Raw genomic sequence first — 25,856 nt, forward strand, 5'->3', positions numbered from 1 at the left:
GTTCAAAAAATTATAATAAATCAGGAGGAAACGAAAATGAAAAAGACAGCACTGGTGATCATGGCAGCCGGTATCGGCAGCCGTTTTGGAAAAGGAATCAAGCAGCTTGCACCGGTAGGTCCGAAGGGCGAGATCATTATGGACTATTCCATCCATGATGCACTGGAGGCAGGATTCAACAAGGTCGTATTTATCATCCGCAAAGACCTTGAGGATGAATTCAAAAAAGTGATCGGAGACCGTATCTCCAACATTACAGAAGTTGCTTATGCATTCCAGGAGATCGACGATCTTCCGGGCAATTTTACAAAACCGGCGGACCGTACCAAGCCATGGGGAACCGGACACGCTGTGCTGGCAGCAAAGAAAGTCCTTTCCGAGCCATTCGCTGTGATCAATGCAGATGACTACTACGGAAAAGAAGCCTACGTAAAGGTGCATGACTACCTGGTACAGGATCATCCGCAGGATGGCCCGATGCACATCTGCATGGCAGGTTTCCGCCTTGGAAATACATTAAGTGACAACGGAAGCGTCACAAGAGGAGTGTGCCATATTGAGGACGGCAAGCTTGTGGGCGTTACAGAGACACATAACATCTTCAAGACAGCAGACGGCGCAGAGACAAGAAATGACGATGGTACAGCAGAAACACTGGATACAAAGAGCCTTGTTTCCATGAATATGTGGGGACTGACACCGGAATTTATGGAGATCCTTGAGAAAGGTTTCGTTGAGTTCCTTGGCGGGATCAAAGAGGGAGACATCAAAAAAGAGTATCTTCTTCCTGAGCTTATCGACCAGCTGATCCATTCCGGAAAAGCAGCGGTAGATGTTCTTGAGACAAAGGACGAGTGGTTCGGTGTTACCTATCAGGAGGATAAGGCATCTGTACAGGCTGCATTCAAAAAACTTACAGATGACGGCGTTTATCCGGAAGGACTGTATCAGTAATAAAGGAGAACATTATGGGTAAATATTTCGGAACAGATGGTTTTCGTGGTGAAGCAAATGTAAAACTTACAGCAGATCATGCATTTCGTGTGGGACGTTATCTCGGCTGGTATTACGGCAGAGATCACAAGGCGAAGATCGTGATCGGCAAGGATACAAGAAGAAGCAGTTACATGTTTGAGTATGCCCTTGCGGCAGGACTTACCGCATCCGGAGCAGATGCCTATCTGCTTCATGTAACCACAACTCCAAGTGTATCCTATGTGGTACGTACAGAAGATTTTGACTGCGGTATCATGATTTCCGCAAGCCATAATCCGTTTAATGATAATGGAATCAAGGTCCTTAATGAGAACGGACAGAAGATTTCCGCAGATATTGAAGCACGTATCGAGGCATATCTGGACGGCGAGATCGAGGAGCTTCCGCTGGCAACCGGAGAAGATATCGGCTGTACTGTGGATTTTGCATCCGGAAGAAACCGTTATATCGGACATCTGATCTCTATCCCATGCCATGATTTCAAAAATATCAAGGTTGGGCTGGATTGCTCCAACGGAAGCTCATCCGCCATTGCCAAGAGCGTTTTTGACGCACTTCGTGCAAAAACCTATGTGATCAACAATGAGCCAAACGGAACCAACATTAACCGTGGCTGCGGTTCCACACACATTGAAGTTCTGAGACAGTTCGTGGTAGATAAAGGCCTGGATATCGGTTTTGCATACGATGGTGATGCAGACCGCTGTATCGCCGTAGACCACCGCGGAAACATCATTGACGGTGATAAGATCATGTATGTGTGCGGCAAATATTTAAGAGAGAAAGGCCAGCTCAACGGAAATACAGTTGTAACAACCGTTATGTCCAATCTTGGTCTTTACAAGTCTCTGGAGCGTGAAGGCATCGACTATGAGCAGACTGCAGTTGGTGACAAATACGTTGCCGAGAACATGATGGAAAACAATTACAGTATCGGTGGTGAACAGTCCGGACATATCATCTTTAGCCGCTATTCCGCTACCGGTGACGGGATCCTGACTTCTCTTATGATCATGGAGGCATGTGTGGATCAGAAGGCCACACTCTGCGACCTTGCAAAGGAGATGAAGGTTTATCCGCAGCTTCTCCGGAATGTGCGTGTTTCCGATAAGAAAACAGCACTGGAGAACGAAAAGGTAAAAGCAGCCATTGAGGCAGCCGCAGAGGCACTTGGCGATGACGGACGTATCCTGGTACGTGAGAGTGGTACAGAGCCGCTGATCCGTGTTATGGTAGAAGCGGGAACGGATGATCTCTGCCATAAATATGTAGATAGTGTTGTTGATGTGATGGAAGCCGAAGGGCTTGTTGTAGAATAAGGAATTCCATGAAAAAAACAAAGACCGTATTGATTCTTGCAGCCGTTACAGGAGCCTTGCTTCTGGGCGGCTGCGGCAGTGAAAAAACAAAAATATATGAACAGGCCGGAAAGGATCTTTCCCAGGGAAGTTACAAGTATGCCCTGGAGGAGTACCAGAGCTCTATCCAGAACGGAGTGAAGCTGGCACAGTCCTATCGCGGGGCAGGTATCGCAAGCCTGCGTCTTGGCAAATATGAGGATGCGGTGAATAGCTTCACGGAAGCTCTGAACTGCGATAAAGTAAGCAAAAGCCTTCGTAAGGATATCCTGTCCTACCGGGCTACTGCAGAGCTGAAGTCTGGAAAATACGAGGATGCCATGGCAGACTGCCAGACACTTGGAGAAGATTTTTCCATGGATGCAGGCAGTTATTTCCTCACTGGAAAGGTTGCCCTTGCCATGGATTCCTACGAAGAAGCCGCATCTAATTTCAAACAGGCCTATGGAGAAGATTCCACCTATGATATGGCGATCGAGATCTATGAGGCATATCTGGACAAGGATATGGAAGCGGACGGAACCAGATATCTGGAAGCTGCTCTTTCTTCTGAGGCCAAGGATGCCCAGGACCACTGTGACAGAGGCCGTGTCTACTACTATATGGAAGACTACAGCAACGCAAAAAAAGAGCTTCTGGAAGCAACCAAGAAGGATAATACGGAAGCATTGCTTCTTCTGGGAATGGTATATCTGGCCCAGGATGATGTGGAAAATGCTCAGGCAATGTACAAGCAGTATATTTCTGCAGTGGGTGATTCCGCCAAGGGCTATAATGGTCTGGCACTGTGCGATATCCGAAGCGGAGATTATGATTCCGCTCTTGATAACATCACAAAAGGCCTTCCGACAGCTACCACAGACGAGATGCAGAGTCTTCTGTTCAATGAGATCGTAGCCTATGAGAAAAAGCTGGATTTTGCTACTGCACTGACCAAGGTCCAGGAATATATTGAGATGTTCCCTGAAGATTCCGCTGCAAAAAAAGAGCGGGCTTTCCTGAAAACCAGAACGTCTTCGGAGGGCTGATATGGAATATTTTGAGGAAATACAGGACAGGGTTATCCTGATCGGTGTCCAGGCAGATCGGGGGGATGACATGGAGGAATCCTTGGATGAGCTTGGAGAACTTGCGGCCACGGCAGGTGCGGCGGTTGCAGGCAGGATCATTCAGAATCGTGAGGCCGTACATCCGGGCACCTATATCGGAAAAGGCAAGATCGAAGAGGTAAAAGGTCTTCTCTATGCCCTGGATGCCAATGGTGTGATCTGTGACGATGAGCTTTCTCCTGCCCAGATGAATAATCTGGAGCGGGAGCTGGAGTGCAAGGTTATGGATCGTACCCTGCTGATCCTTGACATTTTTGCGAAGCGTGCCGTCACAAGTGAAGGCAAGATCCAGGTAGAGCTTGCACAGCTTCGTTACCGGTCTGCACGTCTTGTGGGACTACGTTCTTCTCTTTCGCGACTTGGAGGAGGAATCGGAACCAGAGGCCCTGGTGAGAAAAAGCTGGAGACAGACCGTCGTCTGATCCGGAACAGGATATCCGCACTGAAGCAGGAGCTTTCCCAGGTAGAAAAGCACAGAGAGCTGATCCGTTCCAGAAGAGCTGTGGGAAATCTGAAGACAGCAGCCATTGTTGGCTATACCAATGCAGGAAAGTCAACGCTTCTGAATACACTGACAGGCGCTTCGGTGCTTTCGGAGGATAAGCTGTTTGCCACACTGGATCCGACTACCCGTCTTCTGACACTGGATGACGGACAGCAGCTTCTTCTTACGGATACCGTAGGCTTTATCCGCAAGCTTCCCCACAATTTGGTGGAAGCCTTCAAGAGTACTCTGGAGGAAGCCAAATATGCGGATTATATCATTCATGTGGTAGATGCATCCAATCCTCAGGCGGAGATACAGATGCATATCGTATATGAAACCCTGAAAGAGCTTGGTGCTCTGGGAAAAAAGACGATCACACTTTTTAACAAGCAGGATCGTGTTTCCGGGGAGAGCTTTCGGGATCTCCGAGCAGACCATACGCTAAAGATTTCCGCACGGACAGGAGAGGGGCTTGAGGAATTTAAGCAGCTTCTTTCTGAGATACTGGCAGAAGGACAGATTTATATGGAACGGCTTTTTCCTTATTCGGAGGCCGGTCAGATCCAGCTGATCCGTGAGTATGGACAGCTTCTTTCGGAAGAGTATACCGAAGGAGGGATTGCTGTAAAAGCAAGAGTTCCGCGGGAAATCTATCCGAAAGTCACATAATGTTAAAATATCTACTCAGTACCATATATAGTACCGTGAACAAAACGGGCACTATATATGGTGCTTTTTATGTTGACGCAAAGAGGCGTGTCTGATACAATAAGCCTACAGCGCTTTGAACACAGATCGTGAAACGGAGTGTGTTCGTAAGCAGGCAAGTGAGGCGGAATGGAATATCCGCTTATAAATAAATGCATGAGGGAGGCATTTTCTTATGTTTCAGGTAGTAAAAAGAGACGGTGAATTAGACGAATTTAAAATGGGGAAGATCACCGCGGCAATTGATAAGGCATTTGATGCCAAAGGTAAGAATTACAGTTCGGATATGATCGATCTTCTGGGACTTCGTGTTACAGCGGATTTTCAGAATAAGATCGAGAACAACCGGATTTCTGTTGAGGATATCCAGGACAGTGTGGAGAACGTACTGATCCAGGCCGGATATTCTGATGTTGCCAAGGCGTATATCCTTTATCGTAAGCAGCGTGAGAAGATCCGCAATATGAAATCCACCATCCTTGACTATAAAGAGATCGTAAACAGCTATGTAAAGGTTGAGGACTGGCGTGTAAAGGAGAACTCAACGGTTACTTATTCTGTAGGAGGTCTGATCTTAAGCAACTCCGGAGCAGTTACCGCAAACTACTGGCTGTCTGAGATCTACGACAACGAGATCGCAGATGCACACAGAAATGCAGATATCCATATCCATGATCTGTCCATGCTGACCGGTTACTGTGCAGGCTGGTCCCTGAAGCAGCTGATCCGAGAGGGACTTGGTGGTATTGAGGGTAAGATCACTTCTGCACCTGCAAAGCATTTAAGTGTACTCTGCAACCAGATGGTGAATTTCCTGGGTATCATGCAGAACGAGTGGGCGGGCGCACAGGCATTTTCATCCTTTGATACTTATCTGGCACCTTTTGTAAAGGCAGACAACCTTTCCTATCCGGAGGTTAAGAAATGTATTGAGTCCTTTGTATATGGCGTAAATACTCCAAGCCGCTGGGGCACTCAGGCACCATTTTCCAACATTACACTGGACTGGACCGTTCCGGACGACCTTGCAGAGCTTCCGGCTATCGTAGGCGGCAAGGACATGGATTTCAAATATAAGGACTGTAAGAAAGAAATGGATATGGTCAACAAGGCATTTATCGAGACCATGATCGAGGGAGATGCCAACGGACGTGGATTCCAGTATCCGATCCCGACCTATTCCATCACAAAGGAATTCGACTGGTCTGATACCGAGAACAACCGTCTTCTCTTTGAGATGACTTCCAAGTACGGTACTCCGTATTTTTCCAATTATATCAACAGTGATATGAAGCCAAGCGACATCCGCAGCATGTGCTGCCGCCTCCGTCTGGATCTCCGTGAGCTCCGCAAAAAGAGTGGTGGATTCTTTGGCTCCGGTGAGAGCACAGGCTCTGTAGGCGTTGTTACCATCAATATGCCGCGTATCGCATACCTTTCCAGAACGCCGAAGGAATTTTATCAGCGCCTGGACCACATGATGGATATCTCCGCAAGATCTCTTCACATCAAGAGAGATGTGATCAGCAGGCTTCTGGAAGAGGGACTGTATCCGTACACGAAGAGATATCTTGGAAGCTTTGACAATCATTTTTCCACCATCGGTCTTGTGGGAATGAACGAAGCGGGCTTAAATGCCTGCTGGCTGAAAAAAGACATGACAGATCCGGAAACCCAGAAGTTTACAAAAGAGGTTCTGGAGCATATGAGAAGCCGTCTTTCAGACTATCAGGAGCAGTATCCGGGAGAGCTTTTCAACCTGGAGGCAACACCGGCAGAGTCCACTGCATACCGTCTTGCCAAACACGACAGAAGCCGTTATCCGGATATCAAAACAGCGGGAAAAGAGGGCGACACTCCGTATTACACAAACAGCTCTCATCTGCCGGTTGATTACACTGCGGATATTTTTGACGCACTGGATATTCAGGACGATCTGCAGACTCTGTATACTTCAGGAACCGTATTCCATGCATTCCTTGGGGAGAAGCTTCCGGACTGGAAGGCAGCGGCAGCGCTGGTACGTAAGATCGCAGAGAATTATCGCCTGCCCTATTACACCATCTCACCGACCTATTCCGTATGTCAGGAGCATGGCTACATCAGCGGCGAGCATTTCACCTGCCCGAAATGTGGAAAGAAGGCTGAGGTTTACAGCCGTATCACAGGATATTACCGTCCTGTACAGAACTGGAACGATGGTAAGACCCAGGAGTACAAGAACCGTACCCTCTATGATATTACCCATTCCCATCTGAAAAAGGTCCATACCAGTGTGATGACCATGAAGGGTGACGAGGTGGAGATCCAGCCTGTGGAATCTCATAAATATCTTTTTACGACTAGCACTTGTCCGAACTGCCGTATGGCAAAGAAAATGCTGGAAGGCGAAGAGCTGGAGATTATCGATGCTGAGCAGAATCCCGAGCTTGTCAAGCAGTATGGGATCCGTCAGGCCCCGACGCTTGTCATTACTGACGGGGCGAAGGTTAGGAAGTATGTGAATGCTTCTAATATACAGAAGTATGTAGACGAAGAGTTGGATTGAGTTTTTTGCCAAAATAACTGTAAGTAAAAAATGGATGGCTGGACGCATGTCTGTTGGATGTGTGTCTGGCCTTTTTTATATTGGGAATTTTATGTTATGATATTTTATGTTTGAGATTTGGGGCCTGGAAAAGATGGTTGACATTTCATGTCGAGATGGGTATACTTATACCTGAATTTAATGATTAAAAGCGTTACGCTTTAATGTATGAATGTATACGCAAAACGCTCCATCCCGGAAGGGCCCCGCTGGGGAAGGGATTCACTTCCACCAAATTTCATGCTAAAATAAAAAAAGAAAATAAAAAAGAATAACAGAAAAGAGGAAAATTATTATGGTAAAACAGAACATCGTCTTCGTAGAAAACACTCCAGGCAGTCTTCAGAAAGTTACAAAGATTCTTGCAGAGAATCAGATCGATATCTACGGTTTCGGCTGCTTTGACGCACCGGAGTTTGCAAACTTCCGTATGGTATGCGACAATCCGGAAAGAGCAGATGAGATCATGGCTGAGCATGGATACATGACTCGTATCACACAGGCTATCCTGGTAGACCTTCAGGATGAGATCGGTGGGTTAGACAAGCTTCTTAGTGTCATGGGCGACAGCAACGTAAACCTTCATTACATCTACACCTTCTTCCACAGAGGCCTGAAAGTTCCGGTAGCGATCATGCACTGTGAGGATCTTCTGGTTGCAGAGAGTGTTCTCCGTAACAATGGATTCCAGGTTCTGAACCGCCTGGTAGATCCGGATGGAGAAGCAGAGGCGTAATCAATCGCATAAAAGGGACAAACAGGAATGAAGTATCGTATTTTTATTGTAGAAGATGACGAAACAATCGCGAATCTTCTGAAAAAGCATCTCAGTTCCTGGGGATATGACGTTTTTCTGGCTGAGGATTTTTCCAATATACTGCAGGAATTTGCGGGGAAAGATCCTCAGCTTGTTCTTCTGGATCTGAAACTTCCATTTTATAATGGCTTTCACTGGTGTGAGGAAATCCGAAAGGTTTCCCAGGTGCCGGTGATCTTCATCTCCTCCGCAGCGGATAACATGAACATGGTCATGGCCATGAGCCGTGGAGCCGATGACTTTATTGCCAAGCCTTTTGATATGGACGTACTGGTGGCCAAGATCCAGGCAATCCTCCGCAGAACCTATTCCTTCGGAAACCCGGGAAATGTCCTGGAACATAAAGGCGCGGTTCTCAATCTTTCCAGAGCGACACTGACCTGGAACGGGGAGGAGACGGAACTGACCAGAAATGAACTGCGTATCCTGGAACTGCTTTTTTCCCAGGCAGGGAAACCGGTATCCAGAGATGCCATTATGACAAAACTGTGGGAAAGTGACAGCTTTGTGGATGACAACACCCTGACCGTAAACATTACACGCCTTCGCAAAAAACTGGAGGCGGCAGGCCTTGTGGATTTTATCATCACGCGAAAAGGTCTTGGATATATGGTGTGAGGTTTTTATGGAATCATTTCGAGCATATTTAAAACAGACAAAAATTTTTTTCATCGCCTGTGTTTTTATGGCGGCTGTGTCGACAGCAGTGATCTGCCTGTACCAGCTTCCCCTGGAGGCGGCGGTCTATCTGGCAGTTCTGTGGCTGGGAGCAGGAGCTGCCGTTTTTTTATACGGTTATGCCTGTTACAGACAGAAGGTGCAGAACTTAATCCTGGTGGAAAAAGCTCCGGAGATTAATCTGGACCGGCTGGGCGAGACCACCGATGAGGTGGAGCTTCTTTACAGGGATATCATCCGGAAACTGGACGGCATGCGGATGGGTGCGGAGACAGAACGGCAGCGTTCTCTGGAAGAAATGACCGATTACTACACTATGTGGGCACATCAGATCAAGACGCCGATCTTTGCTCTACGCCTGCTGCTTCGGGAGGAGCCGGAGGAGAACCGGGAGTCCGGGGCACAGCTTTTTCGCATTGAACAGTATGTGGAGATGGTGTTGGGCTACCTTCGCACGGAGGACATGTCCGCCGATCTGAAGCTGACCCGATGCTCGCTGGATCGGATCATCCGGGAGCAGATCCATAAATACGCAGGGATCTTTGTGTCAAAAAAGCTTTCGTTATCATATGAGGGGACAGATGCGATCGTTCTTACCGATGAAAAATGGCTTGGTTTTGTCATTGGACAGATTCTTTCCAATGCGTTGAAATATACAAGAACGGGCGGCATTGAAATCTGGCTGGAGGATGAGCGTGGAAACAGGGTATCTGAGAATCCAAATTTGAAGCAGAATACGGCTCCGGGGATTTGTAATACGGCCCCGGCAACTCTGGTCATCGCAGACTCCGGCATCGGAATCCAGCCGGAGGATCTTCCGCGCATCTTCGAAAAAGGCTACACAGGCGTCAATGGACGGGAGGACAACCGTGCTACCGGGATCGGTCTGTATTTAAGCCGGAAGATCCTGAGAAAACTGGGTCACGAGATCACTGTGGATTCCCAGGTGGATAAAGGCACGGAAGTTCGGATGAGCCTGTGGAAAAAAGATCTGGAGATGTATTAACCTTACACAAATGTAAGCTTCCTCCGTAAAATGTAAGCCACTTCGATGGCAGCCGCCGGAGAATTTTCTTATACTGAAACCATAACATAGCGTTTCGGGTAATTCTTACATCAGGTTCGATCGCTTTAGAACATGATGCACGACTCCCTGGATCGCTGTAAATACAGATAAGAAAGGAATTAGCGTATGGCATTACTGGAAGTAACAAATGTAAAAAAGATATACAGCACCCGCTTCGGCGGAAATAAAGTGCAGGCACTTTTCAATGTGACATTTTCGGTGGAAGAAGGAGAATATGTGGCGATCATGGGAGAGTCCGGTTCCGGAAAAACAACACTTCTGAATATTCTGGCAGCCCTGGACCGCCCCACATCCGGCGAAGTGCTTCTGGAAGGAAAAAGCATTACTCACCTGACAGAAAAAGAAATTTCCGCATTCCGTCGGAAGAACTTAGGCTTCGTGTTCCAGGATTTCAATCTTCTGGACACCTTCAGCCTCCGGGACAATATTTATCTTCCTCTCGTGCTGGCAGGGGAAGATTATCAGGAGATGGAGCAGAAGATCCGTCCCATTGCAAAAGCCCTTCACATCAACCAGCTTCTGGAAAAATTCCCCTACGAGGTTTCCGGCGGACAGAAGCAGAGAGCAGCAGTTGCAAGGGCACTGATCACAGATCCGAAGCTGATCCTTGCGGACGAACCGACCGGAGCCCTGGATTCCCGTGCAGCCTCCGATCTTCTTTCCATGTTCAATGAGGTAAATCGGGAAGGCCAGACCATTCTCATGGTAACTCACAGCGCGCAGGCCGCCAGCCACGCATCCAGAGTACTTTTTATCAAGGATGGCGAAGTGTTCCACCAGATCTACCGTGGCACAAAAACAAGACAGGAAATGTACCAGATGATTGCAGATACCCTGACGATCCTTACGACAGGCGGTGAGACCTATGCGTAAAGGAATGTTTGGAAAACTGGCAGTGCAGAACATCCGGAATAACCGGAGCACCTATGTTCCCTATATGCTTACCTGCATTTTCTGCATTGCCATGATGTATATGATGGAATTTCTGCGGGACTGTCCCACATTGGAGAAAGCAGTGCCCCAGGCAGCAGAAGTGAGGATGATCGTAGGAACCGGTGAAGTGGTTGTTGGAATTTTCTGCGTTATCTTTCTGATCTACAGCAACAGTTTTCTCATGAAACACAGACAGAAAGAAATCGGGCTTTACAACATTCTGGGACTGGAAAAAGGCCATATCGGAAAAGTGATGTTTCTGGAAACAAGCATGACTTCGCTGCTTTCTCTGACGGCAGGGATCGGGATTGGCATCCTTGGAAGCAAGCTCTCCCTGCTTTTGCTTTTCCGTTTTCTTCATGTTCCGGCAGTGCTGGGATTTTATGTTTCCATTACAGGAATCCTGTTTTGCATCGCAGGATTTGGAGGGATTTTTCTTGTTATTCTGGCACTGAATCTTACCAGAGTAAGGATGAATAACCCCATAGAACTTCTGAGAGGCGGAAACACAGGAGAGAAGGAGCCCCGGGCAAAATGGCTCATGGCACTTCTGGGGATGATTTCTCTTGGAGTGGGATATTATCTGGCAGTAACCACGGAATCCCCAATCCAGGCAATTTTCATTTTTCTTCTGGCAGTGATTCTGGTTATGGCAGGAACGTATCTTCTTTTTACCGCAGGAAGCATTGTAATCCTGAAACTTTTGCGAAAGAACAAAAAGTTCTACTATAAAACCGGCAACTTTATCAGTGTCTCCGGCATGATCTATCGTATGAAACAAAATGCGGCAGGCCTGGCCAGCATCTGTATTTTAAGTACAGGAGTGCTCCTGCTTCTTTCTATGACTGTGTCGCTGTATTTTGGAATGGGTGACATCATGGTGAACCGGTATCCTTTTGATACGGATGCCAGGATTTCGGGCATCAGCCAGGAACAGAGTGAACAGATTCAGAAAGTTTTTGCACAGGCAATCAAAAATGATCAGGTGCCGGCAGAAAAAACAGTGGACGAAACTTATCTCGAGATCGGCTGCAGGCAGGAAAAAAACGGTATTATGATCGGACAGGCTTACAGTTACTCAGAAGATGGAAAATCCGTAGATCTGTATACGATCCGTCAGTCTGAGTATGAGAAACTTACCGGTGAAAAAACAGATCTTCACGACGGCGAGATCTTTGCCTGGTATCCGTCTGAAAAGGAAAAAGACATATTAAAAATTGATGACCGGGATTTTGCAGTAAAAAAATGGCTGGAAAAAGCACCTTTAAGTGCCATGAACAATCTGGTATCCAATATGGCGGCAATTGTTGTGACGGATTCCGATTTCGAGTATATTGACGGGCTTCGGACAAAGATGTATGAAGGTCTTGATGCCTACGAGGCTGGAAAAGATCTCACAGTTCATTTGGGTGTAGATATCCGTGGCAGCGGGGAGGAAAAGATCCGGTATGGCCAGGCTGTTTATCAGGCACTGAAAGATTACTGCAGAAGCGGTGGCTTTTCAGAGAATACCATCGTGATCGGTGGTGTCCGCCAGAGTGAGTACGAAACGTATTATGTAGATAATGGAACGATCCTGTTTATTGGAATCTTTTTGGGAGCACTGTTCCTTATGGGAACGGCGATGATCATTTACTACAAACAGATCTCAGAGGGCTACGAAGATCAGGGAAGGTTCCAGATCATGCAGAAAGTAGGTATGAGCCGCAGAGAGGTGAAAGGAGCTATCCGCAGACAGATCCTTCTGGTATTTTTTATCCCGCTTGTGATGGCAATGGTGCATATTTCCATGGCATTTCCGCTGATCCGCCGGCTCCTGCTGCTGTTCGGAATGGCCAATACAAAATTGTACGTGGGCTGCACTGCGGGAACGGTTCTGGCCTTTGCGCTGGTCTATGGACTGATCTACTCCATGACAGCCAGATCTTACTATAAAATAGTGGAAAAAGCATAAAATCGGTGAAAAAGCACAGCTGTGTTTGCTGTGAAGTATTGAAGTTTTGATATGGCAATGCTACAATAAAGGGGCGTGTCAGGAAGCAGAAAAGTTTCCGGACACGCTCTTATTTACATGTACAACGAACTATAGCGATGCACTAATTTATTGGATCGCTGTAAGACGAGACGCTGGTGATCGCTGCACAGATCGGAGAAGCCTGCAAAGGTGCTTTTCATAGTTGCGTTTTATAACGGAATGTACATACAATGGAGGAAATCGATGAAAAGAGAAAGTTTCAGAAAAGGTATGAAGGATGGAGTTCCCATCGCTCTTGGATATTTTGCGGTATCCTTTACCTTTGGCATGATGGCTGTTGCCGGCGGCTTGCGTATCTGGCAGGCAGTTCTGATCTCCCTGACCAACCTGACATCGGCCGGTCAGTTTGCGGGACTGGACATTATTTTTGCGGGAGGCTCCATGTGGGAGATGGCAATGACCCAGCTGATCATCAACCTGAGATACTGCCTGATGTCATTTTCCCTGTCCCAGAAATTCCGGCGTGAGGAGTCCGGTATCCTGAAATACATCGCTGCTTTTGGTATCACCGATGAAATTTTCGGGATCAGTGCGGCCCAGGAGGGAAAGGTCAGCGTATTTTATAATTACGGAGCCATGTGCGTGGCAATTCCCGGATGGACTCTTGGAACTCTGGCAGGAGGAATCTCCGGAAGCCTTTTGCCGGATTTTATGCTTAGTGCGTTGAGCGTTGCCATTTACGGAATGTTCCTGGCCATCATCATCCCGCCGTCCAAAAAGAGCAGACCGGTTCTTGGGGTGGTTGTGGCATCCATGGCAGTCAGTACTGTTTTTGCGGTGACACCGGTGTTAAAACAGGTATCATCCGGATTTATGATCATTATCACAACACTTCTGGTAGCAGGCCTGGCAGCTTATTTCTGCCCGCTGGAAGAGAAAGGGGAAGCCGTTCATGAGTCATAATGTATATCTTTATATCCTGGTGATGGCAATTGTCACCTATCTCATCCGTATGCTGCCCCTTGCTCTTGCAAAAAACGAGATCAGAAGCCCGTTTATCAAGTCCTTTCTGTATTATGTGCCATATGCCTGTCTGGCAGCCATGACCTTCCCGGCTATCCTGAAAGCCACAGACAGCATCATCTCCGGCGCTGCAGGTTTCCTGGTAGCACTTATTGCTGCATATAAGGAAAAAAGCCTGATCACAGTAGCCCTGCTGGCGTGTGCGGCGGTGTTTATCGTGGAGAGGGTTCTGGTATTTATCTGAAAAGTATAATATGCAGGAGGGAGCTTCGAAAAGCTCCCTCCTTTTTCATTTATTCACCTAAAAATCCAAGATCGATCTCTCCGTTAAACACCGTAGTTGCAGGTCCTGTCATATATACAAGGTTTTCATCTCTTTCCCAGGAGATGTTTAAGTCTCCGCCAAGAAGCTGTACAGTAACCGGCTTGCTGCCGTCAACCTTGTCATTGAGGATGGAAGCTACCGTAACTGCGCAGGCGCCTGTGCCGCAGGCAAGAGTTTCTCCGGAGCCACGCTCCCATACACGCATCTTTACGGTGTGGCGGTCGATCACCTGAACAAACTCAGTGTTGACTCTGTCCGGGAAGCATACGTGATTTTCAAAGGACGGGCCGATCTTTTCCAGGTCAAGGCTGTCCACATCGTCTACGTAGATGATGGCATGAGGATTACCCATGGAAACTGCGGTCATGTGATATTCTTTTCCGTCGACGGTGATGGGAACGTCGATCACCTGCTCGGTTTCGGCAACCACCGGGATCTCTTTTGCAGTGAGGATCGGGGAGCCCATGTTGACTTTTACCATGGAGGCCTTGCCGTCGTGGATGGTAAGATCCACATATTTGATACCGCTTCTTGTGGCGATGCTTAAAGAAGTTTTGTCCACAATGCCGTGGTCGTAGACATATTTGGCAACGCAGCGGATACCGTTTCCGCACATGGCACCCTGAGAGCCGTCCAGATTGTACATATCCATCTCGCAGTCTGCAATCTCAGACGGGCGGATCAGGATCAGACCATCGGAACCAATGCCAAAATGACGGTCGCTGACAAATTTTGCCACTGCGGCCGGATCCTTAACAGTCTCCTCAAAACAGTTTACATATACATAATCGTTTCCAATGCCGTGCATTTTCGTGAATTTCATAATAGTAACCTCCTCTTGTTTATGAATAGTATACTTGTTTTTTCTGTTGGAGCACAAGCCCCCATGGAAAAAACACGCAGGTTTTTTCCATTTGTTGCCTTTAATAGTATAGTATATTGGACAATTGTTATTGAAAAGTGAATTTTCCCTGTGAAATTCCCATAAATTACAGGTGGATTTTCGGATTTATGGGTTTTATATGCTTGCATTTTGTCAGAAACATGGTATCATAAAACAAAGTAATATGCATGGAGATGTATAATTATGCTGTACATTACGAATTGGACTGACAGAAGCAGAGAGACAGTTAACGTAAAGTACATAGAATTCAGGAGGAAGAAAAAATGAAGAGAAAATTTATGGCACTTGCACTTGCAGCAGCTATGACAGTTTCTATGACATCCGCTGTTTTTGCAGCAGATGAGATCAAGAGCGCAGATGATCTGGAGGGTAAGAAGATCGGTGTTCAGCTTGGAACAACCGGTGATGCAGACGCTACAGAGGTTAAAGACGCAACAGTAGAGAGATACAACAAAGGTAATGACGCTGTTATGGCTTTGAAACAGGGTAAGATTGACTGCGTAGTGATCGACAGCGAGCCTGCCAAGAAATTTGTTGAGAAAAACGATGATCTTGAGATCGTTGAGGATATTTTTGATAAAGAGGAGTATGCAATCTGTCTTTCCAAAGATAATGCAGACCTTACCAAAGAGTTCAACGAAGCGCTGAAGGAGCTGAAGGATGACGGAACTCTGGATTCCATCAGAGATAACTACATCGGTGATGATGCAGGTAAGACACCGTATGAGACTCCTAAGGATGCAGATCACTCCAAGGGAACTCTTACCATGGCAACAAACGCAACCTTCCAGCCATACGAATACTATGACGGAGATAAGATCGTAGGTATTGATGTTGATATCGCTCAGGCTGTCTGCGACAAGCTTGGATATGAGCTGAAGGTCGAGGATATGGAGTTTGATGCGATCGTAAATTCTGTTAAATCCGGAAAAGCTGATTTTGGTGCTGCAGGAATGACAGTAACAGAGGATCGTAAAAAGAGCGTTGATTTCACTGATCCGTACACAACTGCAGAGCAGGTTGTTATTGTAAAGAAATAATTTTGCACAGAGAAATCAGAGGATTCTGAACGGATAAGCTGAGAAACAGATATTCGTTGCAGGGTTCAGTAGCGAATGATCAGGTTCCGGATATCCGGGTATGTTTTCCGGATTTCGGAACCTGTAGTTTTGGAAAGGGTGGAAATTTTGAGTCTTATTGAACAGTTTCAGTTTAACTTTCTGGACGACAATCGCTGGCAGTTCATTTTGTCCGGTCTGAAAAATACCATCATCATTACTTTTTTTGCTGTACTTCTTGGTATTTTTCTGGGATTTGTCATTGCTATTGTCCGTTCTACACATGATAAGACAGGTAAGCTTAAGATCCTTAATGTGATCTGTCGTGTTTATCTGACTGTGATCCGTGGCACCCCAACGATGGTACAGCTGCTGATCGTATTTTATGTTATTTTTGCAACCATAGATCCGGGTAAGATAGTTGTTGCCATTATCGCCTTTGGTATGAACTCTGCTGCATACGTGGCTGAGATCGTCCGTTCCGGTATCATGTCTATTGATCAGGGGCAGTTTGAGGCAGGACGGAGCCTGGGTCTTAACTATACACAGACTATGATCAAGATCATTCTTCCGCAGGCGGTCAAGAACATCCTGCCGGCCCTTGGAAACGAGCTGATCGTACTTTTGAAGGAGACATCCATCAGTGGTTATATCGGACTTATGGATCTGACCCGTGGCGGAGACATTATCCGAAGCCAGACCTACAGTGCACTGTTCCCGCTGCTGGTAGTAGCTGCGATCTATCTTGTGATCGTTTGCTTCCTTACCTATCTGGTAGGAAGACTTGAAAGGAGGCTGAGAACCAATGAGCGTAAGTAATGAAGTGCTTCTGGATGTACAGGGACTTGAAAAGGCCTATGGCGGCAATCAGGTTCTCAACGGGATCACCACACAGATCCGCAGAGGTGAAGTAGTAGCCATTATCGGACCATCCGGCTGTGGTAAATCTACATTCCTCCGTTCCCTGAATCTCCTTGAGGAGCCGACCGGGGGAAAAATCCTCTTTGAGGGAACCGACATCACAGATTCCAAGGTGGATATCAACCGTCATCGTCAGAAGATCGGAATGGTATTCCAGCAGTTTAATCTTTTTCCACATAAGACAGTAAAAGAGAACATTATGCTCGCGCCTGTGACTCTGAATCTTATGAGTAAGGAAGAGGCTGAAAAAACGGCACTGGAGCTTCTGGAGCGAGTAGGTCTTCCGGATAAGGCAGATTCCTATCCGGACATGCTTTCCGGCGGTCAGAAGCAGCGTATCGCCATTGCAAGATCTCTTGCCATGAACCCGGACGTGATGCTGTTTGATGAGCCTACATCTGCTCTTGATCCGGAGATGGTAGGAGAGGTCCTGGAACTGATGCAGGAGCTTGCAAGATCCGGCATGACCATGGTTGTGGTAACTCATGAGATGGGCTTTGCCCGCGAGGTGGCAACCAGAGTCCTCTTCATTGATGAAGGAAAGATCCAGGAAGAAAACTCTCCTAAGGAATTCTTTGCAAATCCAAAGAATAAGAGACTTCGTGAGTTTCTTTCAAAGACATTATAATGACATTATAAATATAAGAATATTAAAAACGGATGCTTTATCCTCCTGTGGAAATGCTGCAGGAGATAAAGCATCCGTTTTTTATAGTTACAGAATAGTGACGTAGTTATTTCACCGGCTGGTTCAGATCACTGTAGGTTACATCCTCAAAGGGGAGAGAGATGCGTTCTCTTCTAGCAGAGGAAAGGTAGATTCCTTTTACCATTTCCAGGGTTTTTCTGCCTTCCAGTCCGTCGATGGCAACGGGAAGATCCTCACGGACGGAACGATAGAAGTCACGGATCTGCAGGTGATGGCTGCTTCCCCAGTAATCAGGGCCCACATTTGTGGTCTCATAAGTGTTTCGGATCTCGGCATAGGTGCCGTCCAGCTCGTAATAGCCCATGTCCTGCTTAAGACCCAGGCGTCCTTTTTCTCCGATCAGTTCAATATTGATCGGGGAATCGGCTCCGTAAATGTTGCATGCATATAGATTATAAAGACAGCCGTTTTTGAACATGATAGCAGCGTCTGCGGCATCCTCTACCTTTACAAAATGGTGGACATAATTATGGATACTTCCGTCGATCCATTCCACATCGGAATCCAGCATATATCGAACACGATCAATGCTGTGGATCGCCTGGTCGATGAGAACACCGCCGCCCTCTTTGTCCCATGTTCCCTTCCAGTCACTTCCGCTGTAATAGTCGAGCGGACGGTTCCAGGTCAGATAGGAACGTGCGGTAAGGATTTTTCCGAAATCACCCCGCTGGATCATTTCGCGGAGCTTTTCCACACTTTTTGTGTAACGTGTCTGGAAGATAACGCCCAGCTTTACATGAGTTTCTTCGGCGGTACGGATCATTCTGTCTGCATCCTGAAGACAGGTGGCAATGGGCTTTTCGGTAAGGACGTTAATGCCGGCTTTCATGGCTTTGATGGCCATGACCGGGTGCAGGAAATGCGGCAGACAGAGATGTACCACATCAATATCCTTATCCAGGATCTCATCAAAGTCCGTAGTCCAGGAACAGTTAAATTCCTCTGCAAAGGCTTTGGCAAGAGCTGGATCTTTGTCAACGGCATATACTAATTCTACTTCATCGCTGAGACGATGGAATGCATCCGCATAAGAGACGGAAATACGGCCGCAGCCTACAATAGCAGCTTTCAGTTTTTTCATGGCTTCCTCCTTATATCATCCGATAAAAAAATTCGTCGGATCCTGATTTGTAAAAGAATAGTGGATATCAAAAAAGTATTTCATGGCTCCGTTCAGGAATGAATCACTCTGGAGCTGGGAGTAACGGACAGTCACGTTATCTACCATCCTGCGGAACCCGGTTTTTTTCAGGTCTTCCCGTACTTCATTGAGAAAATATTCGCCAAGATCCGGAATCTTTCCGCCAAGAACGATCAGAGATGGATTTACGGTACTGATCAGATTACTCAGGGCGATGGACAGCTCCCATGCCATCTCCTTTACCATAGCAAGAGCGGTTGGATCGCGGAAGGTGGCAGCCTTTCCCAGATCTGAGAAGGTGATTTCTGAAAGTGCGCTTAAGGATGGAATCTGTCCGAATTCCGGGATCCTGTTTTTCAGAGCCTGCTCCGAGATCATAACTTCCAGACATCCGTGATTTCCGCAGATACATTCCGGACCGTGAGGATCAATGGAATAATGGCCGAACTGGGTAAAGGAACCGCTGGCAGTTCCGAGCATACTCCCTTCTGTGAAAAGGGTGGCACCGATGCCGCGGCCGAAATTGAGAAAAGCAAAATTTTTCTCTTTTATATTACCATAGACCTTTTCTGCGTAGGAATAGCAGGCGGTATCATTGAGAAGATCAACCGGGTATCCCGGGAATGCAGTCTTCAGAGATTTAATGATCTGAGTGCTTTCCATGGAAGGCAGATTCAGGGTCGTGGAATATACTTCATTGCTGGAGGCGTCGATCATGGCGGACATTACTATGCAGATGCCAAGGATACGGTCAGGAGCACAGTGTTCCAGAATGGATTCCCGGAAACAGGAGCCGGAGCATGCGACATGATTTTCATCTTCGGAAAGCTTCCGTGATTCATGAAAGACGGAAGTACCGGCAATGTCCACAAGATAAGCTTCGACAGCATTTTCATGCCAGTTCATGACAACAACGTAGTAGCTGTTCATCCGGACCTGGAGGCAGTTCGGCTTACGTCCGATGCTGTCGGATTCTCCGATACCGCTGTCCACAATGAATCCCCGTTCGATCAGTTCATCTACAAGAGTAGATACGGTTGTTTTGCTGAGCTTCGTCTGCTTGGCAAGGTGTGCTCTGGATATTCCGGGACTGGAATAGATGGAAGTATAGAGCCGTTTCATATTCGTGTTCTTAATAACCTGCTGATTAACAAGTTTCATAGTTTCTTTTCATCTCCAATCCTTTAAAAATAAACGGTACCGAAAAATATTAGTAAAGTCTCCGCACTAAATATATCCTATCATAGATACAGAAAATAATCAATATGTGGCTGTACAAAGAAAATATTGACTATCATAGAAGAAAAAATGTAAAAATACGACAATTCTAAAATGAAGAGCAATATAACACAGGCATTTTTTTGGAAGACTGGTAAAAAAATGGAGATAAATAGTACAGTGACAGGAATAATTGATTACAAATGCGCAAAATGCACAAAAAAATACTTGGAATATTGTCTATTATACAAGAAATGCACATTGAAAGACGGAAAAACTGGAAAGAATGTTGACAGATACGGCAAAGGATGCTATCCTAAATCCAAGCTAAGAGCAGCAAAAAAGAGAGCTTGTAGCAAGAAACACAGACATTTTTGCAAAAAGCTTTTATTTTTTGGAATATTAGTTAGGTCACTGGACAAATAAAGAGAGGTAGAGAGATGAGAATAGGCGTGATTGGATGCGGCGGAATGGGAACGACTCATTACTTATCCCTGAAAGTCTTATCAGAAAAAGAGGATGATGTTGAGGTAGTTGCCCTGTCTGACTGCAGAAAAGAATTTCTGGACAAAGCGGCATCATATTTTCCGGAAGCTGCCACATATGAATACGGAATGGAACTGATCGAAAAGGAGCAGCTGGATATTGTACATATCTGTCTTCCAAGCTATCTGCATGCAGAACATGCAGTGAAGGCACTGGAAAAAGGGATGAATGTACTGGTGGAAAAACCGGTATGTCTGACCGAAGAGGATTGCCAGATGCTTCTTGAAGCAGAAAAAAGATCCGGGAAGAAGGTTATGGTAGGCCAGGTAGTACGTTCCTTTGAGGAATATAAATATCTGAAGGAAGCTTACGACACAGAAAAATTCGGAAAGCTGAAATCCATTACTATGGAGCGTATCAGCGGAGATGTGAAATGGGGATTTGAGGACTGGTTCCATAATGAAGAAAAGAGTGGTTCCGTTGTGCTGGATCTTCACGTACATGATCTTGATTTTCTGCGTTATATGCTGGGTGAGCCGGACAGCTTCCAGGTAAAAGCCAGCAGATTTGAAAGTGGCATGATCAATCATATCATCACGGAGTATGAATTCGGAGATGTTTTTGCTACAGCAGAGGGTATTTGGGATGAGTCATCGGCAATGAAGTTCCATGCAGCGTTCCGTGCACATTTTGAGGATGCTACGATAGAATTTAACGGTGCTCAGTCACCGAGCCTGACAGTATATAAGAAAGACGGAACTGTGGAGACGCCAGAGCTCAAAGCTGAATATGAAGGCGAGAGTGATGTGGCGGGAATCAATGTCTCCAATCTGGGACCATATTATACAGAGATCAAATATTTCCAGGAATGCGTCAGAGAAGATAAACCTGTAGAGGTTGCTCCTCTGATCGAAGGAGTAAGATCCGTACAGCTTGGGATTAAAGAGTGGAATGCGGCAAAAGAGTATGTAAACGCACACGAAAGTAAATAATGAAATTTTCACTGAAGGCAGTGAGAAAAAAATAAAAAAGCTATTCAAAAGGAGGATATGCAAATGAAAAAAAGAGTGATTTCTATTCTGTTATCAACAGCAATGATCTCATCAATGGTAGTTGCAGGAGGGGTAACTGCACATGCTGAGGAAAATGTAACACTGAATGTATTTGATGCACATGCTTATGGTCTGGATGAGTATGACGAGATGGTAAAAGCCTTCGAGGAATCACATCCGGGTGTGACTGTTGATGTACAGCATGCAGCCAACGATTACGACACACTGCTTCAGTCCAGAGTAAACTCCGATGATATACCAGACGTATTTGATGCTGAGGCCGGAACAAAAGCGAAAATGTATTATGATTACGCTTACGACTGGAGCAATGATACAGAAGTTCTGGACAAGTTCAATGAGGACGCTGTAAACCTTGGAAAAGATGACGAGGGAAATGTAAAATCTCTTCCATGGACCTATGAGAACATGGGCCTGATCTACAACAAGGACTGCTTTGAGAAAGCTGGTATCGACAAGCTTCCGACAAACATGGATGAGCTGGAAGAGGCATGCAAGAAGCTGAAGGATGCAGGCATCACTCCGTTTGCACTTGCTGCAAAGGAAACATGGGTATTAGGACAGGTTGCAACACATTTCATGATCGACAAAGACAAAACAGCTGCTGAGACAGTAGATGCGATCAAATCCGGTGAGACAGCATTTGCAGATATGCCTAACTGGGGGAACCTTTACAAATTCCTTGATCTTGCTGTAGAGTATGGTCCGGACAAGCCGCTTGAGGTTGACTGGGAGACATCAGAGAATATGCTTGCAAACGGCGAAGCAGCTATGATCCATATGGGTGACTGGTGCCAGTCTACACTGGATTCCTTTAATCCGGATGCAAATCTTGCATTTCTTCCATTTCCGGTAGGCGCCGGTGAAGATGATGCAACTGTATTATCCTCCTGTAACTGGACTTATATTGTAAATAAAGATTCCAAGAATCTGGATCTTGCAAAAGAGTATTGTGAGTTTATCCTTACATCCGAAGAAGGCCAGAAATGGATGGCAGAAGGTGTAGGAGCTGTTCCTGGTGCAAAGTCTGATATGGAAGTGACCGGCGCTCTTGCAAATGATGCCAAGACCTATATCGACGCTGGAAAGACAAACGGCTGGATCCACACGATTGCTCCTGGCAGCTACGCAGATGAGTGTGGTCCGTATATCCAGTCTTACATGCTTGGAGACATGAGCGCAGATGAAGTAACACAGCTCTTCCAGGATTTCTGGACATCAGCAGAGTAACAAGGAACTCCAGGAGCCGAAGAGAAACAGATTTGTTGATTTTGGGCTGACGGAATGTAACTGACAAAAGAGGGAGACAGGCAGCAGCTTTGCCTGTTTCCCAAATATAAACCAAAGAAAAAATGAATTTCTGGAGGGGATAGGATTGAAAAACAAAAAAACAAAGGATCTGGCAATTTTTGCATTGTTTGTCTTTCCGGCAGTCGTTTTTGTACTGTTTGCCACAGATATTCCATTTGTAATGAATCTGTACTATTCGGTATTTAATTGGAATGGAATCGGCAAGAACATGGAATTTGTAGGACTTGCCAACTATGTGAAGATCTTTACTGCTGACCCGCTTTTCTGGAAAGGTGTCAGATTTACTCTTAAATTTGCAGTATTTTATGTTGTTATCGTAAACATTGTTTCTCTCACAGTCGCTATCGTAATGGCACGTGAGAACAAAGTGAACAGTCTTGGTCGTGCTTTTTATTATATTCCTTATATCATCAGTCTGACAGCGATCAGTCTGATCTGGAAATTTATCCTGGGACCTGGCTTTGAGGCTCTTTACAGTGTTACAGGATGGGAATTCTTTAACTGGAGCTGGCTTGGAACACCGAAGCTTGCTTTTTATGTGGTTGTTGTCATGGCAGTATGGCAGAATCTTGGTTTTTACATGGTCAATTATATCGCAGGAATCATTGCAGTTCCGGGAGAGCTTCTGGAAGCGGCAAGAATCGACGGAGCAACTTCTTTCCAGGTATTCCGCAAGATCACAATTCCGATGATCATGCCTGCGATCTCGATCTGTATGCTGACATCAATGACATTTGCGTTTAAGTTATTCGATATTATTATGGTATTTACAAAGGGCGGACCTGCGAATTCAACTGTTTCCGTTGCGTATAATATTTATAAGGAAGCTTTTGTTAACAGCAAATATGGTCTTGCTACTGCCAAATCTCTTGTATTTGTAGTATTTGTTCTGATCATTACAGCAATTCAGATGAAGATTACCAAGAGTAAGGAGGTTGAGGCATAATGAAGAAGAAACCAAAGAACCTGCGGCAGGTGAATGCACTGACGATCATTATTTTTGTATGTGCGATCTTCTGGCTGATGCCGCTGGTATTGATCTTTATAAACTCATTTAAACCCTATAATGATATGCTGCAGGACTTTCTGGCTCTGCCCAAGTCATGGAGCCTGAAGATGTATATGGAGACCTGGACGAAATTCGGTTTCCCGTCTCTGATCTTTAATACATTGCTTTATACATTCTGCACTGTCATCCTGGTAGTGCTTATGGCGCCGATGGCAGCCTATAAGCTCGCAAGAACAAAAAGCAGACTTAGCAAAATATGCTTTGTTCTGATCATCATGCCGATGATGGTTCCGTTCCAGTCTTACATGATCACCTTGACAAGACTGGTTTCCAACGTGAAACTGACTGGAACAAGAACCGGATATATTCTGGTAAGTGTGGGCTTATGTATGCCTCTGGCAGTATACATGATCCATGGATTTGTAAAAAATGTTCCTATCGATCTGGAAGAGTGTGCATGTATTGACGGCGCAGGTAAGATCCGCACCTATTTCAGCATTGTACTTCCGCTTCTGAAACCGATCCTCACGACGGTCGTTGTTTTGGATGCACTGGCAACCTGGAATGATATCATCACCAACCAGCTGATCGTTGGCGGAAACACAGTGGCAATGAATATCCAGAATGCACTGTACATGCAGTTTTCCGCACAGACAGCAGACTGGGAGCATGCACTTCCCGGAATCGTAATGTCCATGATACCGAGTCTTATCTTCTTTGTTGTGATGCAGAAGCATATTGTAGGTGGTATTACTGCCGGTGCGGTAAAAGGCTGATCTTGGTGGTATAAGTAGTATAATATGAGATAATACTGGAAGGAGAACAGAACCTATGAAAGTTGGAGTTTTGATCGAATTTACAAGCAATACAGATATTGATGCAAAATTTGCGGAGCTGAAGGAAATGGGTGTGGATAGCTGCCAGCTGGTATGTTGGGATCGTCCAACACTTCAGGACGATGCTATGGCAGAGGCTATTAATAAAGGTCTGGAGAAATACGGGATCCACGCAACCGCATTCTGGTGCGGATGGGAAGGCCGCAGAGTATGGGATTTCTATGAAGGACAGCTGACACTTGGCCTGATTCCGTCTGATTACAGAGTTGAGAGACTGAAGATGCTTATGGAAGGTTCTGACTTTGCGAAAAAGATCCATGTGACAGACCTGGCAACACACGTTGGCTATATGCCGGAAAATCCATACGACCCGAAATACGAGGAAGTATTGGTTGCATGTAAGGCTATTGTGGAAAAATGTAAGGAAAATGGTCAGAACTTCCTGTTTGAAACAGGACAGGAGACTCCTGTAACATTAAAGCGTGCGATCCAGGATATTGAGAAAGCTGTCGGAAAAGGAAATGTGGGAATTAACCTTGATCCTGCAAACCTGATCATGTACGGAAAGGCAAATCCGGTAGATGCTCTGGAGGTTTTCGGTGAGTATGTCATGGGAATTCACGGAAAAGATGGAAAATATCCAACAGATGGACATTATCTGGGTGATGAGGTTCCCCTTGGCCAGGGTAAAGTAAATTATTCTGCATTTATTGCAAAGCTGAAAGAGATCGGTTATCAGGGAGATATTACCATTGAGCGTGAGATCTCCGGTGAGGAACAGAAAAAAGATATCCGTATGGCCAAGGAGCTTCTGGATAAACTGATCGCAGAATAAGAGCTGAGGAAAAAACTATGATTATTTACGCAGGAAAAGATTATCAGGATGTAAGCAGAAAAGCAGCCAATATCATGTCTGCACAGATTATCATGAAACCGGATGCAGTTCTTGGACTGGCTACCGGTTCCACGCCTGTGGGCATGTATGCACAACTGGTAGAATGGTACAAAAAAGGGGATCTGGATTTTTCCAGGGTGACAAGTGTGAATCTGGATGAGTACAAGGGACTTTCCGGCGACAATGACCAGAGCTACCGCTATTTTATGGAT

At 45.9% G+C, this 25,856-nt stretch carries 24 protein-coding genes and 1 pseudogene; 22 read left to right on the forward strand and 3 right to left on the reverse strand.

Annotated features, from left to right (window positions below; all coding sequences use genetic code 11):
• The first annotated feature begins 36 nt into the window (after positions 1-36).
• From ABCM67_RS10540 to ABCM67_RS10595, 12 genes are all read left to right on the forward strand, one after another.
• Positions 37-954: a sugar phosphate nucleotidyltransferase gene (locus ABCM67_RS10540; RefSeq protein WP_015526147.1), complete on the forward strand. Its 918-nt coding sequence runs from the start codon at positions 37-39 to the stop codon at positions 952-954.
• A 14-nt stretch (positions 955-968) separates the two neighbouring features.
• Complete coding sequence (gene glmM, locus ABCM67_RS10545; protein WP_015526146.1) at positions 969-2,315, forward strand: phosphoglucosamine mutase; 1,347 nt, start codon at positions 969-971, stop codon at positions 2,313-2,315.
• Between the two features lie 8 nt (positions 2,316-2,323).
• Entirely contained in the window at positions 2,324-3,382 is a 1,059-nt protein-coding gene (locus ABCM67_RS10550; protein ID WP_022426860.1) for a tetratricopeptide repeat protein, read from the forward strand.
• Position 3,383: 1 nt separating this feature from the next.
• A complete protein-coding gene (gene hflX, locus ABCM67_RS10555; protein WP_118608153.1) occupies positions 3,384-4,619 on the forward strand; it encodes a GTPase HflX in 1,236 nt (411 codons plus the stop codon).
• Positions 4,620-4,833: 214 nt separating this feature from the next.
• Entirely contained in the window at positions 4,834-7,206 is a 2,373-nt protein-coding gene (locus tag ABCM67_RS10560; protein ID WP_059086732.1) for a ribonucleoside triphosphate reductase, read from the forward strand.
• 334 nt (positions 7,207-7,540) lie between these two features.
• Positions 7,541-7,981, forward strand: coding sequence for an ACT domain-containing protein (locus ABCM67_RS10565; RefSeq protein WP_015526141.1), 441 nt, complete (start codon positions 7,541-7,543; stop codon positions 7,979-7,981).
• A gap of 27 nt (positions 7,982-8,008) precedes the next feature.
• The gene (locus ABCM67_RS10570; protein ID WP_022426863.1) at positions 8,009-8,680 is read left to right on the forward strand and encodes a response regulator transcription factor; all 672 of its coding nucleotides are present in this window, start codon (positions 8,009-8,011) and stop codon (positions 8,678-8,680) included.
• 7 nt (positions 8,681-8,687) lie between these two features.
• Positions 8,688-9,746: a sensor histidine kinase gene (locus tag ABCM67_RS10575; protein ID WP_022426864.1), complete on the forward strand. Its 1,059-nt coding sequence runs from the start codon at positions 8,688-8,690 to the stop codon at positions 9,744-9,746.
• A 186-nt stretch (positions 9,747-9,932) separates the two neighbouring features.
• Positions 9,933-10,700 (forward strand): ABC transporter ATP-binding protein, encoded by a 768-nt coding sequence (locus ABCM67_RS10580; RefSeq protein ID WP_015526139.1) that lies wholly within the window; start codon positions 9,933-9,935, stop codon positions 10,698-10,700.
• On the forward strand, positions 10,693-12,714 hold the full coding sequence (locus ABCM67_RS10585) for an ABC transporter permease (RefSeq protein WP_022426865.1): 2,022 nt from the start codon (positions 10,693-10,695) through the stop codon (positions 12,712-12,714). Before ABCM67_RS10580 ends, ABCM67_RS10585 begins: the two co-directional genes overlap by 8 nt.
• A gap of 264 nt (positions 12,715-12,978) precedes the next feature.
• Entirely contained in the window at positions 12,979-13,698 is a 720-nt protein-coding gene (locus ABCM67_RS10590) for an AzlC family ABC transporter permease (RefSeq protein ID WP_015526136.1), read from the forward strand.
• Positions 13,688-14,002, forward strand: a complete 315-nt coding sequence (locus ABCM67_RS10595; RefSeq protein ID WP_015526135.1) for an AzlD domain-containing protein — start codon at positions 13,688-13,690, stop codon at positions 14,000-14,002. Before ABCM67_RS10590 ends, ABCM67_RS10595 begins: the two co-directional genes overlap by 11 nt.
• A 49-nt stretch (positions 14,003-14,051) precedes the next feature.
• Here the strand turns inward: ABCM67_RS10595 and dapF are convergent, their stop codons facing one another.
• The gene (dapF, locus tag ABCM67_RS10600) at positions 14,052-14,906 is read right to left on the reverse strand and encodes a diaminopimelate epimerase (RefSeq protein ID WP_342992844.1); all 855 of its coding nucleotides are present in this window, start codon (positions 14,904-14,906) and stop codon (positions 14,052-14,054) included.
• 344 nt (positions 14,907-15,250) lie between these two features.
• Between dapF and ABCM67_RS10605 the strand changes: the two genes are divergently transcribed.
• The 3 genes from ABCM67_RS10605 (at position 15,251) to ABCM67_RS10615 (ending at position 17,594) form a co-directional block, all read left to right on the forward strand.
• On the forward strand, positions 15,251-16,027 hold the full coding sequence (locus ABCM67_RS10605) for a transporter substrate-binding domain-containing protein (protein WP_015526132.1): 777 nt from the start codon (positions 15,251-15,253) through the stop codon (positions 16,025-16,027).
• A gap of 144 nt (positions 16,028-16,171) precedes the next feature.
• Positions 16,172-16,864 (forward strand): amino acid ABC transporter permease, encoded by a 693-nt coding sequence (locus ABCM67_RS10610; RefSeq protein ID WP_059086976.1) that lies wholly within the window; start codon positions 16,172-16,174, stop codon positions 16,862-16,864.
• On the forward strand, positions 16,851-17,594 hold the full coding sequence (locus ABCM67_RS10615; protein WP_021651603.1) for an amino acid ABC transporter ATP-binding protein: 744 nt from the start codon (positions 16,851-16,853) through the stop codon (positions 17,592-17,594). Before ABCM67_RS10610 ends, ABCM67_RS10615 begins: the two co-directional genes overlap by 14 nt.
• 106 nt (positions 17,595-17,700) lie before the next feature.
• On the opposite strand, the gene ABCM67_RS10620 is transcribed toward ABCM67_RS10615, so the two are convergent.
• Positions 17,701-18,759 (reverse strand): Gfo/Idh/MocA family oxidoreductase, encoded by a 1,059-nt coding sequence (locus ABCM67_RS10620; RefSeq protein ID WP_173740604.1) that lies wholly within the window; start codon positions 18,757-18,759, stop codon positions 17,701-17,703.
• A 15-nt stretch (positions 18,760-18,774) separates the two neighbouring features.
• On the reverse strand, positions 18,775-19,980 hold the full coding sequence (locus ABCM67_RS10625) for an ROK family transcriptional regulator (RefSeq protein ID WP_173740605.1): 1,206 nt from the start codon (positions 19,978-19,980) through the stop codon (positions 18,775-18,777).
• Between the two features lie 171 nt (positions 19,981-20,151).
• Between ABCM67_RS10625 and ABCM67_RS10630 the strand changes: the two genes are divergently transcribed.
• The 7 genes and pseudogenes from ABCM67_RS10630 to ABCM67_RS10660 all read left to right on the forward strand — a co-directional run.
• On the forward strand, positions 20,152-20,463 hold the full coding sequence (locus ABCM67_RS10630) for a hypothetical protein (RefSeq protein WP_227588579.1): 312 nt from the start codon (positions 20,152-20,154) through the stop codon (positions 20,461-20,463).
• Between the two features lie 14 nt (positions 20,464-20,477).
• A complete protein-coding gene (locus ABCM67_RS10635; protein WP_173740606.1) occupies positions 20,478-21,515 on the forward strand; it encodes a Gfo/Idh/MocA family oxidoreductase in 1,038 nt (345 codons plus the stop codon).
• A 63-nt stretch (positions 21,516-21,578) separates the two neighbouring features.
• Positions 21,579-22,823 carry an extracellular solute-binding protein gene (locus ABCM67_RS10640; protein ID WP_227588580.1) on the forward strand — a complete coding sequence of 415 codons (1,245 nt, stop codon included), beginning with the start codon at positions 21,579-21,581 and terminating at the stop codon, positions 22,821-22,823.
• A 145-nt stretch (positions 22,824-22,968) separates the two neighbouring features.
• On the forward strand, positions 22,969-23,850 hold the full coding sequence (locus tag ABCM67_RS10645; protein WP_173740608.1) for a sugar ABC transporter permease: 882 nt from the start codon (positions 22,969-22,971) through the stop codon (positions 23,848-23,850).
• Positions 23,850-24,689: a carbohydrate ABC transporter permease gene (locus tag ABCM67_RS10650; RefSeq protein ID WP_022426872.1), complete on the forward strand. Its 840-nt coding sequence runs from the start codon at positions 23,850-23,852 to the stop codon at positions 24,687-24,689. Before ABCM67_RS10645 ends, ABCM67_RS10650 begins: the two co-directional genes overlap by 1 nt.
• A 55-nt stretch (positions 24,690-24,744) precedes the next feature.
• A complete protein-coding gene (locus ABCM67_RS10655; RefSeq protein WP_342992845.1) occupies positions 24,745-25,584 on the forward strand; it encodes a sugar phosphate isomerase/epimerase family protein in 840 nt (279 codons plus the stop codon).
• Positions 25,585-25,601: 17 nt separating this feature from the next.
• Positions 25,602-25,856 (forward strand): annotated as a pseudogene (locus ABCM67_RS10660) (glucosamine-6-phosphate deaminase); the annotation flags it as partial.

This window comes from Blautia sp. 2227st1_G12_2227SCRN_220401, from assembly GCF_039062885.1.
Classification (GTDB): domain Bacteria; phylum Bacillota; class Clostridia; order Lachnospirales; family Lachnospiraceae; genus Blautia_A; species Blautia_A fusiformis.